10 protein-coding genes are annotated in these 13,694 nt (G+C 73.3%); all 10 read left to right on the top strand.

The window, feature by feature from the left end:
• The first annotated feature begins 59 nt into the window (after positions 1 to 59).
• Positions 60 to 1,286, top strand: a complete 1,227-nt coding sequence (locus OG303_RS32550; protein ID WP_405872888.1) for a glycosyltransferase — start codon at positions 60 to 62, stop codon at positions 1,284 to 1,286.
• Positions 1,274 to 2,440 (top strand): nucleotide disphospho-sugar-binding domain-containing protein, encoded by a 1,167-nt coding sequence (locus OG303_RS32545; protein ID WP_405872887.1) that lies wholly within the window; start codon positions 1,274 to 1,276, stop codon positions 2,438 to 2,440. Before OG303_RS32550 ends, OG303_RS32545 begins: the two co-directional genes overlap by 13 nt.
• Before the next feature lie 52 nt (positions 2,441 to 2,492).
• Positions 2,493 to 3,425 (top strand): ABC transporter ATP-binding protein, encoded by a 933-nt coding sequence (locus OG303_RS32540; RefSeq protein ID WP_405872886.1) that lies wholly within the window; start codon positions 2,493 to 2,495, stop codon positions 3,423 to 3,425.
• On the top strand, positions 3,425 to 4,138 hold the full coding sequence (locus tag OG303_RS32535; RefSeq protein ID WP_405872885.1) for an ABC transporter permease: 714 nt from the start codon (positions 3,425 to 3,427) through the stop codon (positions 4,136 to 4,138). Before OG303_RS32540 ends, OG303_RS32535 begins: the two co-directional genes overlap by 1 nt.
• Before the next feature lie 143 nt (positions 4,139 to 4,281).
• The gene (locus OG303_RS32530) at positions 4,282 to 5,484 is read left to right on the top strand and encodes a nucleotide disphospho-sugar-binding domain-containing protein (protein WP_405872884.1); all 1,203 of its coding nucleotides are present in this window, start codon (positions 4,282 to 4,284) and stop codon (positions 5,482 to 5,484) included.
• Positions 5,481 to 8,636 carry an amino acid adenylation domain-containing protein gene (locus OG303_RS32525; protein WP_405872882.1) on the top strand — a complete coding sequence of 1,052 codons (3,156 nt, stop codon included), beginning with the start codon at positions 5,481 to 5,483 and terminating at the stop codon, positions 8,634 to 8,636. The genes OG303_RS32530 and OG303_RS32525 overlap by 4 nt, the downstream gene beginning before the upstream one ends.
• Positions 8,624 to 9,790 (top strand): nucleotide disphospho-sugar-binding domain-containing protein, encoded by a 1,167-nt coding sequence (locus OG303_RS32520; protein ID WP_405872881.1) that lies wholly within the window; start codon positions 8,624 to 8,626, stop codon positions 9,788 to 9,790. Before OG303_RS32525 ends, OG303_RS32520 begins: the two co-directional genes overlap by 13 nt.
• Complete coding sequence (locus OG303_RS32515) at positions 9,778 to 10,947, top strand: nucleotide disphospho-sugar-binding domain-containing protein (RefSeq protein ID WP_405872877.1); 1,170 nt, start codon at positions 9,778 to 9,780, stop codon at positions 10,945 to 10,947. Before OG303_RS32520 ends, OG303_RS32515 begins: the two co-directional genes overlap by 13 nt.
• Positions 10,944 to 12,614 carry an MFS transporter gene (locus tag OG303_RS32510; protein ID WP_405872875.1) on the top strand — a complete coding sequence of 557 codons (1,671 nt, stop codon included), beginning with the start codon at positions 10,944 to 10,946 and terminating at the stop codon, positions 12,612 to 12,614. Before OG303_RS32515 ends, OG303_RS32510 begins: the two co-directional genes overlap by 4 nt.
• Positions 12,502 to 13,668 (top strand): nucleotide disphospho-sugar-binding domain-containing protein, encoded by a 1,167-nt coding sequence (locus OG303_RS32505; RefSeq protein ID WP_405872874.1) that lies wholly within the window; start codon positions 12,502 to 12,504, stop codon positions 13,666 to 13,668. Before OG303_RS32510 ends, OG303_RS32505 begins: the two co-directional genes overlap by 113 nt.
• The last annotated feature ends 26 nt before the right edge of the window (positions 13,669 to 13,694 follow it).

Raw genomic sequence — 13,694 nt, 5'->3', positions numbered from 1 at the left:
GGCGGACTCCGCCTGCCGCCCGAACCCGCAACCCCCCACCGATTCCTCGGAGTTCCGCCGTGCGCATCCTGTTCACCGCCCATGCGGGCAAGTCGCATCTGCGGCTGCTGATCCCCCTGGCCCAGGCGGCTGTCCGGGCCGGGCACACCGTGGCCGTCGCCGACGACGAGTCGATGCGCGGCGAGAGCGAGAGCTACGGCCTCGACTTCTTCCCCGCCGGCTTCGACTGGGCCCTCGACCCCGACTGCGTCGCCGCGATCGCGCCCGGACTGTTCAGCGGCGACCAGGAGGCGTACGAGGACGGCCTCGTCGACTGCATCCTGGGCGCGCCGGCGCTGCGGGCGGCCCGCGACATCATCGCCGTCGGGCGCGAGTGGCGGCCGGACCTGATCGTCCGCGAGGGCGAGGAGATGGGCGGCTACCTCGCCGCGGAGGCGCTCGGCATCCCGCATGTCGCGGTGGCCGGCGGCTCCACCCATCTGCTGCCGCCGTCCGTCACGCACGGCCCGCTGAACGCCCTGCGCGCCGAACTCGGCCTGCCCGCCGACCCGGACGACAACACCGCCTACCGCCATCTGCTGGTGAGCTGGCTGCCGGCGAGCTGGACCGGCACCGGCCTCGACGCGCGCACCCTGCGCCACTACCGCCAGACCGCCCCGTTCCGCACCGACGACCCGGTCCTGCCGTGGCTCGCCGACCTGCCCGAGGACAAGCCGGTCGTCTACACGTCGATCGGCACCATCGCGCCGTCGCTGCCCTGGAAGTCGGACGCCGTGCTCGGCGCGGTGATCGAGGCCCTGTCCGGCATCGACTGCACGGCCGTCGTGTCGATCGGCGTGGGCCGCGACCCGGAGGCCTTCGGCCCGGTACCGGACCATGTCCGCCTGGTCACCGAGTGGATCCCCCAGGACGTGCTCCTGGAGGTGGCCGACGTCTTCGTCACCCACGGCGGCCACAGCTCGGTCCGCGAGGGACTGCGCTCGGGCACACCGATGCTCATCACTGCCATGTACGACGACCAGCCCCACTCGGCGGCCCGCTGCGCCGCCCTCGGCAGCGCCGTCGACCTCCCCGGCCCGCTCGCGGACACCCAGGCGGTGAGCAAGGCGATCACCGCCCTCCTCACCGACCCCGCCCACCGGCGCAGGGCGGCCGCGGTACAGCGGGAGATCCTCGCCTGCCCGCCGGTGGAACAACTGGTCACCGACCTGGAGGAGCTGGTGGCGGCGACGACCGTCTCCGGAGTCCAGGCCATCCCCACCGAGGAGGAACCGTGCGCGTACTGATCACGGCGCTGGTGCCGAGTCACCTGGTGCCGATCGTGCCGTTGACCTGGGCGTTGCGGGCCGCGGGGCACGAGGTGCTGGTCGCCGGGGACGGTGAGCTCGTGAAGTTCGCGGCGGCGGCCGGGCTCGACACGCGGCCGGTCGGCGGCGGCGAGGTGCGGCAGCGGCTGACGCGGCCCGGGGCCGTGCGGATGCCCGACCGGGCCGGGATGGACCGGCGCGCGGACGCCGAGTGGGATGAGGCCGGCGAGCGCTGGCGGACCCGGCTGGGAGGCTACGTCGACGAACTCGTCGCCCTCGGCCGGGACTGGGCGGCCGACCTGGTGGTGACCGACCCGGTGGAGTTCGGCGGGCTGATCGCGGCCGCAGCGCTCGACGTGCCCGGGGTCGTGCACCGCTGGGGTCCCGACGACTTCACCAGCCCGCTGCTGCGCAAGGCGAAGGTCCAACTCCACGAGATGTGCGCCGAGTTCGGGGCCGACGGCTTCCCGGACCCGGCCCTGATCGTCGACCCGAGCCCCGCCTCCCTGCTGCCCGGCGGGGACAACACCCCGGGCCTGCTGACCCGTTACGTCCCCTACTGCGGCACCGCCGAGCTGCCCGACTGGGCCGTGCGGCGGCCCCAGCGGCCCCGGGCCCTGCTCTGCCTCGGCATGTGGCACGGGCGGGTCCTGGCCGAGACCGGTGAACTCCCGCCGGGCTTCGGGCATGTGCTGTCCGGCTGCGCCGAGCTGGGCGTGGACGTGCTGTTCCCGATCGACGCCCAGTACCACCCGCTGCTCGGCGATGTACCGGACACGGTGCAGGTGGTGGACCGCTTCCCGATCGGCCCGCTGATGCGGCACACCGCGTTCACCGTCCACCACGGCGGCAGCGGCACCAGCATGACGTCCTTCGCCTCCGGCGTACCGCAACTGGTGATCCCCGGCGACAAGCCGTTCCTGCAGACCACGGGACGGCTCGTCGAGGAGTCCGGCGCCGGACGCAACCTCGCCACCGAACAGGAGCAGCACGACGCCGGCGAGGTCCGCCGGGCCCTGGCCGGGCTGCTCACCGAAGAGCACTACCGCAAGGCCGCGCGTGCGGTCGGCGCGGAGATGGCGGGCCTCCCCGGCCCCGCCGAACTGGTCCGCACCTTGGAGGGGCTGATCTGACATGCGTCCGCTCACACAGCACGTACAGGAAAGGGAACAGGTGCCACCCCCCATGGCAGAACAGCAGGGGCCGCCCGCGGTCGTCTTCAAGGGCGTCGTCAAGGAGTACGGCAGCGTCCGCGCCGTCGACGGGATCGATCTGACGATCCGGCGCGGCGAGACCGTCGCGCTGCTCGGCCCCAACGGTGCCGGCAAGTCCACCACCATCAACATGCTCCTCGGCCTGTTCCCGCCGGACGAGGGCACCATCGAGGTATTCGGCAAGAAGCCCGAACTCGCCATGCGCGCCGGGCACTTGGGCGCCATGCTGCAGGAGGGGAAGATGATTCCCCGGGTGTCGGTGCGCGAGCTGGTCGACTTCGTTCGGCAGACCTACCGCAAGCCGCTGCCGCTGCAGGAGGTCCTGGAGCTCGCCGAACTCACCAAGATCGCCGACCGGAAGGTGGACCGTCTCTCCGGCGGCCAGGCGCAGCGGGTGCGGTTCGCGCTGGCCCTGGCCGGCGACCCTGATCTGGTGGTCCTCGACGAGCCCACGGCCGCCCTCGACGTGGAGTCGCGGCGCGAACTGTGGGCCGCGATGCAGCGCTACGCCCAGCGCGGCAACACGGTGCTGTTCTCCACCCACTACCTCGAAGAGGCCGACGACAGCGCCGACCGGGTCGTGGTGATCGCCGCCGGTCAGGTGGTGGCCGACGGCACGACCTCGCAGATCAAGTCCATGGTCGAGGGCCGCACGGTCAGCTTCGTGCCGCGCGACAACCGGCAGGACGGCTACGAACTCCTGCCCGGTGTCGGCTCGGTGGAGTTCCACGGCGGCCGGGTGCACCTGCGCACCAGCGACTCCGACAGCACCGTGCACGCCCTGGCGCGCGCGGACGCCTTCACCGATCTGGAGGTGTCGGGCGTCGGCCTGGAGGAGGCCTTCATCGCGCTGACCCACCGCACGCGCCACCGCGAGACCGCCCCGGAAGGACGGACCACCTGATGCTCGGATACATCCGTCTCGAGATCCTGCGGCTCGTCCGCAACGGCGGCTACCTGATGATGAGCCTCGTCATGCCGGTCGGCATGTACGTGACCTTCGCGGGCGGCGGCCCCGACCAGAAGTCCCTGGCCCAGTCCATGGTCGGCGCGGCGGCCTTCGGCGCGCTCGGCGTGGTGATCACCAACGGCACCGGGATCGCCGAGGACCGGGCGCTCGGCTGGCTGCGCCAACTGCGGCTCACCCCGCTGTCCCCGGTGCAGGTGGTGGTGGCCCGCGGTGCGGTCGCCACCTGCCTGGCGATCCTGCCGATCACCGTGATCTCGCTGATCGGCGTCTTCTACCGGGGCGTCCACCTGGGGCTCGGCACCTGGCTCGCGGTGTTCTTCCTGCTGTGGGTGGGCATCGCCCCGCTCGCGATGCTCGGCATCGGCATCGGCTACCTCTTCAAGGCCCAGCTCGCGCAGATCGCCGGCACCGTGGCCTACCTGTCGCTGACCCTGCTCGGCGGGCTGCTCCTGCCGATCGACAACTTCCCTTCCTGGGCGCAGGAGTTGTCGAGGGCCACCCCGGTCTTCCGGTACGCCCAGCTGTCCTGGAACGCCGCCGACAGCGCGGCGCCCACCCTTGCCGGGGTGGGTGTGCTCGCGGCCTGGACGGCGCTCCTGGCGGGCTTCGCCGCGTTCGCCTACCGCAGGGGCGGCCGACGCGCCTGACAATCCTCAACTCACCGTGCCCGCAAGGGGTTTGAAACCCCTTGCGGGCACGTCGGCGTTCCCCCGCAACGCGAGCCGCATTCGAGTGGCCCACCCCACCCTTTCCCTGCCACTGACCGGACGCGACGGAGTGAGGCATCTGGATGCGCGTGTTGTTCGTGGGCCACGGCCCGGCCCACATCCCCTGGATCATCCCGCTGGCCTGGGCCGCCCGGCTCGCGGGGCACGAGGTGCGGGTGGCGGTGCGTCCGCAGTGCGTGGCGCCGGTCACCCGGGCCGGCCTGGTCGCCGTACCCGTCGGGGACGAGAACGCGGCCGGTGCCGTGGCGGCCCGCCAACTGCCGCTCGGGCCGGGCCGGTTGCAGGCCGCCGGAGCCGCGACGGGCGCCCTGGACGCCGATGTCGCCGAGGCCCTCGTCGAGAAGATGATCGCGGTCGCCGACACCCTCACCGACGACCTGGTCGGCTTCGCCCGCTTCTGGCGACCGGACGTCGTCGTCCACGACACCGCCGCCGCGGCCGGCCCGGTGGCCGCCGCCGCCCTCAAGGTCCCGGCCGTCGGCCACACCTGGGGCGTCTCGCTCGGCGTGCACTGCGAGAGCGAGGCCGAGCTCAGGCCGTCGTACGCACGGCTCTTCGAGCGGTTCGGCCTCGACCCGGTGGTCGGCCCGTCGGTGTGGATCGACCCGTGTCCGCCGGGCCTGCGCCCGCCGCACGGGGTGCGCAGGGCCGACATGCGATACGTCCCCTTCGCGGGACCGGCCGCCCTGCCGGCCTGGCTGCGCACCGGGCGCGACGGCAACCGCCCGCTGGTGTGCGTCACCGGCGGGGTCACCACCACGGCCCTCGACGAGGTCCGCGACCACGTCGTGGCGAGCCTGCGCGAGCTGGGCGCCGACGTGGTCCTCGCGGTCACCGCCGCCCAGGCCGAAAACCTGCCCCAACTCCCCGACGGCGTACGGGCAGTGGAGTCCTTCCCGCTCGACGTACTGCTCGCGCACTGCGACGCGCTGGTACACCACGGCGGGGTCGGCAGCGGCCTGATCGCCGTCACCCACGGCCTGCCCCAGCTACTGCTCCCACAGAACGCCTTCCAGGAGCACTGGGCCCACCTGGTGCGCGCCTCCGGCGCCGGCACCGCGCTGCCCGCCGACGCCGCCGAGGGCGCGGTCGGCGCGGCCGTACAGGACCTGCTGGCCCGCCCCTCCTACCGCCGGCGCTCCCGGGAGCTGCGGGAGGAGATCGACGCGATGCCCACGCCCGACCGGCTCGTGGGCTTTCTCGAAGAGTGCGCGAGAGCCGGTCACACCGACGTTCCCACCCCCGCGGAGGCAGGAAGACGATGACCGTAGAACTCCTTGCGCCCGCCGCGCAGAGCGAGGCACCCCGCTTCGCGCGGGGCGAGACCATGCACGCCCTCTTCCAGGACGCGGCCCGCCGCTTCCCGGAGGCAACCGCCCTGGTCCACGGCCCGGTCCGGGTCTCGTACCGCGAACTGGACGCGGCCTCCGACACGTTGGCGGCCCTCCTGCAGGAGCAGGGGGTACGGCCGGGCGACCTCGTGCCGGTGCTGATGGAGCGCGGCACCCGGCTGATCGCGGTGCTGGTCGCGCTGTTCAAGTGCGGGGCCGCCTACTCGGTCCTGGACACCCGCTGGCCCCTCGATCGTCTGGAGACGCAGATCGGTCAGCTCGACGCGCCGCTGCTGGTCACCGCGCAGGCGGGCCCCTGGTCGGTGCCCGCGTGGGCGCCGCCCGCCGAGGACCTGACGGTCACCGCCGCGCGCGGGCTGCGTCCGACGCCGGTGACGGTGACCGGCGGCGACCCGTGCGCGGTGTTCTTCACCTCGGGCACCAGCGGCACCCCGAAGGGTGTGGTCTCCACCCACGAGAACGCCGTACGTCTCTTCGACGCGGAGACCTTCGCCGAGCTCGGCCCCGGCACCGTGATGCCGCAGACCGCGCCGCCGACCTGGGACGGCTTCACCCTGGACTGCTGGAGCATGCTGCTCACCGGCGGCACTACGGTGCTGCTCGACGAGCCGGTGCTCGTGCCGCGCACCCTGCGCGCGCTGGTCGCCGAGGACGGCGTGAACGCGGCGTTCATGACGACCCAGCTCTTCAACATGCTGGTCACCACCGACGTGGGCGCCTTCGCCGGCATGAAGTGGCTGGCCGTCGGCGGCGAACGCGCCGCCCCCACCCGCATCCGCCGCTTCCTCGCCGAGCATCCCTCCATCCGGCTGCTCAATGTGTACGGCCCCGTCGAGTGCGGCGCGATCGTCACCGCGCACGACATCCGCCCCGAGGACTGCGACGACCCGGCGGGGATCCCGCTGGGCCGCGCACTCGCCCACACCGAGATCCTGGTCCTCGACGGCGACCGGGTCTGCGCCCCCGGCGAGACGGGCGAACTCTGCCTGGGCGGCCCCGGGTTGGCCCGCGGCTACCTCGGCAACCCGGACCTGACGGAGTCGGTCTTCGTGACCGTCTCAAGCCAACGCCTCTACCGTACGGGCGACTTGGGCCACCGCACCGCCGAGGGCGTCCTGCATTACACCGGCCGCGGCGACCGGCAGATCAAGATCCGGGGGCATCGGATCGAGCCCGCCGAGGTGGAGCGGACCGTGGAGCGGGTGGCCACGGTGACCGGCGCGGCGGTCGTCCCGCTGCCCAAGCCGGACGGCTCGTACCACGGGCTCGCCCTGTTCTACACACGGGTCGACGAGACGGGCGTCGGGCCCGAGGAGCTCCGCGAACGGCTGACCTCGCTGCTCCCGGAGTACCTGGTCCCCCGCCACGTGCACCGCCTGGACCGCTTTCCGCTGCTGGCCAACGGCAAGCTGGACCGACGGGAACTCGCGGCGCGCGCCAGGCCGGAACGGACGCACTCCGACGCGCCGCCGGCCGAGGACACGCCCGTGCTCGAGGGCACGGCGGGAGTGGTCGCCGAGGCTTTCCGGACCGTGCTCGACGCCGGCCCTGTACCGCCGGACGCGTCGTTCTTCGAGCTCGGCGGCAGCTCGCTGGAGGCCGCCCGGCTGTGCCAGCACCTGGACGAGGCGCTGGGCGCGGCCGTGCAGCTCTCGCAGATCTTCCGGACGCCGACGGTGCGGGGGCTGGCCGACTGGCTGGACGCCACCACGCCCGGCGCCGCCGAGCCCCCCTCGCCCGAGACCGACTCCGCCGAAGTCGTCCTGCCGCCGCAGCAGGCCGGCTTCCTGTGGGCGGCCGCCCACGACAGCACCGGACTCAGCGGACTGTGCCGGCTGACCTGGTGGCTGTCGGGCCCGGTGGACCGGGCCGCGCTCGAACTGGCCGTCGGTGACGTCCAGTTGCGCCACCAGGCCCTGCACGCCCGGTATGTCCTGCGCGAGCAGACCGCGCTGGCCGTGCTGCCGGACCGGCCGCTGCCGGCGGAGTTCCTCCATCTGCCGGACGCGGACGACGAGTCGGCGGCGGTCGGGCAGTGGCTGGCGGCGGCCTTCACCCCGCTCGCCGTGGGCGAGGGCCGGATGTGGCGGTGCGCCGCGCTGCGCAGCCGGGACACCGGGCGCACGCTCTTCGGCCTGGTCGTCCACCACACCGCCTTCGACGGCGCGTCGGAGACGGTGCTCGCCGCGGACCTGTCGTACGCGTACACGGCCCGCGCCAAGGACCGCGTGCCCCGCTTCCCCTCCCCCGCCGCCACCCTGGCGGAGGTCGCCGCCGACCACCGACGCGGCCTGTCCCGGGTCGACCTCGCTGCCCAACGGGCCTTCTGGGAGGACCTGTTGGACGAGCCGGAGCCGCTGCGGCTGCCCGGCCGGACCGGCAGCGCACTGTCCGCGGGCCCCAAGTACGCCCGCTCGCAGCTCCTTTCCCAGGACCGGCTGGCCCACTGGGACGCCCGGGCACGGGCCCTCGGCACCACACGCTTCGCCCTGCTCGCGGCCCAGTTCGGCGTCGTACTGGGCGAGTTGAGCGACCAGGACGACATCACGGTCAAGGTTCCGGTGGCCCGCCGGGGCAGCGGCGTACTCGCCACGGCGATCACCTGCCGCGTCGACCTGATCTACCTCCGCTTCCGGCCGCCGGGCGCGGAGGGGGACGCGGACGCCGACCCGCTGCGCCGTGCCGTCGTGAGCGCCGACGCCTCGCTCGCCGCCCAGGAGATCGGCGGCGCGGCCCTCGACCACATCCTCGTGTGGTCCGGCGGCAGCGAGGCGCTGCCCTCGATGCCCACCTTCCTGATGCAGGACGACCCGGACCCGCTGCTCGAACTGCCTCTGTGCGAGGCCGAGTTGCTCCGCGTCGACAGTCCCGTCATGTCCACCGAGCTGGAGCTCGACATCCGCCCGGACGGCACGGGCGCCCGGGTCACCGCCACGGTCCGTACCGACCGGCTGCCCGCCGAGGTCGCGGACGCCGTCGTGACCGCCTTCACCGAAGCGGTACGGCGCGGCCCGGCCACCGCCGCCGTCCCCGCCCACCCCGAGGACCTCTCATGCGCGTACTGATCCTGTCCACCCCCGAGTCCACCCACTTCACCACGATGGTCCCGCTGGCCTGGGCGCTGCGCGGGGCCGGGCACGAGGTGCTGGTCGCGGGCCAGCCGGACATCGTTCCGGCGGCCCGGTCGGCCGGCCTGAGCACCGTCACCGTGGGGCGCGCGTTCAACGCCAAGGACCTGCTGAGCCCACCGCTGCCGCCGGACAGGCGCCCCATCGAGGTGGCCGGTCCGACCACGCCGAAGATGATCGCCATCGGCTCCAAGGTGTGGGTGCTGCACGCCCGTTACCTGTTCCCGCGCTATCTGGAGGTGGCCCGGCAGTTCCGGCCCGACCTGGTGGTCTCGGAGCAGATGGACTACGCGGCGCTGCTGGTCGGCGGGGTCCTGAAGATCCCCGTGGTCTCGCACCGCTGGGGCGTCGACCCGCTCAGCCCGCTGATGCGGGAGACCGCGGTCGACTTCCTGCAGGGCACCTGCGACCGCAACGGAATCGAGGGCGGGCTGCCGCTGCCGGACGTGGTGCTCGACCCCGCGCCCCCGGAGCTGCTCTACCCGGGGACCCCGAAGGCGACCCCGATCCGCCACGTCCCGTTCAACGGCACCGGACCGGTCCCCCCGTGGCTGCGCAAGCCCGGGGACAAACCGAGGGTCGTGGTGTCCATGGGCCGGCAGACGATCGCCCTCGGCGGCCTGCCGCTGTTCCGCACGGTCATCGAGGCCTTCGCCGAACTCCCGCATCTGGAAGGCGTGTTCACGGTCCAGGACGAGTACCTGGAGGCGCTGAGTCCGACCCCGGCCAATGTGCGGCTGATCGCCCCGGTGCCGCTGAGCGGGTTCCTGGACACCTGCGCGGCCATCGTGCACCACGGCGGCGCCAACACCCTGATGACGGCTACCGGGGCCGGCGTGCCGCAGCTCGTACTGCCGCAGCTGGCCGACCAGTTCGCGGGCGGCGACCTGCTCGCCGCCACCGACGCCGCCGTCTCGCTCGGCACCGCCGCCGAACAGAACGACCCGGCGACCGTCGCCGACGCCCTGAACACCCTGCTCGGCGACGAACGCCACCGGAAGGGCGCCGCCGAACTGGCGCGCTCCGTCGCCGCCATGCCGAGCCCCGCCGCCGTCGTCCGCGACCTGGAGAACCTGCGATGCGCGTCCTAGTCATCAGCACCCCCGTCGACACCCACTTCCTGCCGCTGCTGCCCCTGATCCGGGCCCTGACCGACGCCGGGCACGAGATCCTGGTGACCGGCCAGCCGGACGTCACCCGGGTCGCCGAGGCGGCCGGACTGCCAGCGGTCACCTTCGGCGAGGCCTTCCACTCCGAGGACCTGCGCGGCGGCCGACGCCCCGCGGGCCTGCGGCCCATCGAGGTGTTCGGGCGCCCGGACCGCCAGCAGATCGGCGGCGTCGCCCAGGTGTGGCGCAACCACGTGCCGTACTTCCTGCCCGACTATCTGGAGCTGGCCCGCGAGTGGGGGGCCGAGCTGGTGCTCTCCGAGCACATGGAGTTCGCGGGCTCGATCATCGGCGCGGTCCTCGGCATCCCGAACGTGCAGCACCGCTGGGGTGTCCACCCGACCGCCCCGGCCATGCTCAATTTCGTACGCCTCTACCAGGGCCCGGTGTGCGAGCGGCTCGGCCTGGACTCCGTGCCGGTGCCCGACCTGCTGCTCGACCCCGCGCCGCCGTCCCTCGCCGACCGGGAGGCGCCGGCCGCCCGCCCCATCCGCCCGGTCCCGCACACCGAGCCGGGAACGCCGTGGACGTACCGCGCCCCGCCCGGCCGACGGGTGGCCGTCGCGCTCGGCGGGCACACCCTCGACCTGGACGGCACGGGTCTGCTGCGGCGGATCGTGGACGTCCTGTCCGGGATCGGCGGCGTCGAGGCGGTCGTGTCCGCGCCGCCCCGGCACCGCGAGGCGATCGGCGCCCTGCCCGAGGGCATGTCGTACACCGAACTGACCGCGCCCGGGCTGCTGTTCACCGGCAGCGATCTGGTGATCCACCACGGTGGCGCCAACTCCACGCTGGGCGCCGCGGCGCTCGGCATCCCGCAGCTGGTGCTCCCGCAGCTCGGCGACGCCTTCGTCGCGGGCGACCGGATCGCGGACGCGGGGGCCGGACTGGCGCTGGACTCGGCGGAACTCCAGAACGACCCGGGGCAGCTGGCGAAGGCCGTACGGGCGCTGCTCGACGATCCCGCCCGCCGGGCGGACGCGGACGCCGTGCGGGCGGAGATCGCCCGCATGCCGTCTCCGGCCGAAGTCGCCGTGCAACTGGAGCAGTTGACGACGCGACGGGCGGTGTCGGCATGACCGCGCAGACACCCGTCCCGGCAGGCGCCAAGGAGAACACCGAGGAGAAGAAGCCCAACCCCCACGGCATGACCGACATCCAGGTCCTCGTCTTCATCGTGTGCGCGATGGCGACCATGACGCTGGCCCTGCTCGACGGGTCGATCGTCTCCTCGGCCGTGCTGCCGATCGTGCGCGACCTCGACCCGGCGCACGGCATCGACCGCTTCCCGTGGCTGATCACGGCGTACATGCTCGCCGCGACGGCCGCGCAGCCCCTGTACGGCAGGCTCAGCGACAGTTTCGGGCCCCGCCGGATCTACCTCACCGCGCTCGCCACGTTCCTCGCGGGCTCGGCGCTGTGCGCGACCGCGCAGTCCCTCACCCAGCTGATCCTGTTCCGGGCCGTGCAGGGCCTGGGCGGCGGCGGTCTGATGAGCATGACGCTGATCGTGATCGCCACGCTGTACCCGCCCAAGTCCCGCGCCGGGCGCTCCAACGCGGGCGGTGCGCTCATCGCGGCGGGCATCGTCGCGGGACCCATGATCGGCGGCCCGCTCAGCCAGGAACTGTCCTGGCGGTGGATCTTCCTGCTCAACGTGCCGCTCGCCGGGCTCGCCCTGGCCGGCGTCACCTGGGCGCTGCGGCTCCCGGTGAAGGGCACCCGGCAGCCGGTCGACCTCTTCGGCTCGGTCCTCATCGCCTCCGCGACCTGTGCGCTGCTGCTCGGTGTGAAGACGTACGGGGAGACGCATTCGTTCTCGGGTCCTGTGGTGCCGTACTTCTACGGCGGCGTGATGATGTTCGTCTTCTTCGCCGTACGGCAGCTGAAGGCGACCGATCCGCTGATGCCGCTCACCCTGTTCAAGGACCGGGTGTTCCGGCCGGCGGCGATCCTGCAGTTCGTGGGCGGGTTCGCGCTGCTGTCGCTGCCGGTGTTCCTCATCAACTACCTGAACATCGTGCGGGGCGTGGGCCTGGACGCGGTCGGCCTGCATCTGATCCCGCTCGCCGTCGGCGTGGTCGTGGTCTTCTTCGGCTGGGGCCGCTGGATCACCCGCACCGGCCGGTGCAAGCCGGTGCTGCTCGTCACCACGGCCACCGCGGTCGCCGCGACCGCCGGGCTCGCCGTGACCGTGGCCGACGCCCCGCTGTGGCAGCTCGACGGGCTGCTGGTGCTGCTCGGCGCGGGCCTCGGCGGGGTCACGCAGATCGCCCTGTTCATGACCCAGTCGGCGGCCGCCCCCGAGCAGCTCGGTGTGGTCACCACGACCTCGCGATTCGCCACCATGCTGGGCACCACCATCGGCGGCACCGTGCTCGGCGCGGTCCTCAGCGCACGGTTCGCCTCGGCGGCCAGGGCGTCGGGCGTGACGGATCCCGACGCGGCCGCGGCCCGGCTCGCCGGGCTCCCGCCGGCCCGCCGGCAGCTGGTGATGGACGCCTTCGCGCACGCCACCGGCACGGTCCTGCTGACCGCCGCCGGCCTGCTGCTGCTCGCCCTGATCACCGCGCTGCTGATGGGCGACGTCAACGTCAACGAGATCAACCGAGCTGCCGAGGAGGCAGGAACCGATGCGCGTACTGATGCTGAGCACCCCGTTCCCCACCCACTTCACTCCGTTGGTGCCCCTGGCGTGGGCGCTGAAGGGGGCGGGCCACGAGGTGACGGTCGCAGCGCAGCCTGACGTCACCGACGCGGCTCGCGCGGCCGGCCTCGCGGCCGTCGACATCGGCGACCGCTTCCACGGCCTGGACGTCCTGCGACGCCATCTCCCGGCCGGTGTAAGGCCGTTGGAGCTGATGGGCCCGACCCCGCCGGAGAAGATGGCGGGCACCACGAAACTGTGGGAGACCCACGCCCGCTACCTGCTCGGCCCCTACCTGGAGTTCGCCCGCGACTGGCGCCCCGACCTCGTCGTCTCCGAACAGCTGGAGCTCTCGGGCCAGATCGTCGCGGCGGTCCTCGGGGTGCCGTCCGTGCAGGTCCGCTGGGGCGTCGACCCGCTCAGCGGCCCCTCCCGCGCCTCCGCCCGCAACTTCCTGTACGGCACCTGCGCCCGCCTCGGCCTCGACGGCCTGCCCGACCCCGACCTGCTCCTCGACCCGTGCCCGCCCGCCCTGCGCCACCCGACGGCGCCCCCGGGCGCGCCCATCGGATACGTCCCCTACAACGGCGTGGGCACGGTGCCCGAGTGGCTGCGCGAGCCGGCGCCGAAGGGGGTGCGCCGGGTGGCGGTGTGCCTGGGCAACCAGACGCTGGTGCTCAACGGCACGGGGTTGTTCCGCACGATCATCGAGTCGTTCGAGGGGCTGACGGACGTGCAGGCGGTCGTCACCGCAGCTCCCGAGTACCACGAGGGCTTCGGTCAACTCCCCGACAACGTACGGGTGGTGGAGCCCGTGCCCCTCAACCTGTTCCTCCGCGACTGCGACGCGCTGATCCACCACGGCGGCGCCAACACCACCATGACGGGCTGCCACTTCGGGCTGCCGCAGGTCGTCCTGCCGCAGCTGGTCGACCAGTTCGCGTCGGCCGAACTGCTCGCGGCGGCCGGCGCGGCCCGGGTGCTCGGCGAGGCGGAGCCGCAGAACGACCCGGCTCGCGTCCGGGCCGCCGTACAGGAGGTGCTGGACGAGGAACGGTTCGCGAAGGGCGCCCGTGAGCTGCGCGACGACATGGCCGGGATGCCGAGCCCGGCACGGGTCGTGGAGGACCTGGAGCGGCTGGCGGCCGCCTGAAAAGCACGACGCGAAGGGCCCCGACC

Origin of the sequence: Streptomyces sp. NBC_00005, assembly GCF_045160215.1 — a bacterium.
In the GTDB taxonomy this organism is placed as follows: Bacteria; Actinomycetota; Actinomycetes; order Streptomycetales; family Streptomycetaceae; genus Streptomyces.
This window is presented reverse-complemented; position numbering and strand designations above follow the sequence as displayed.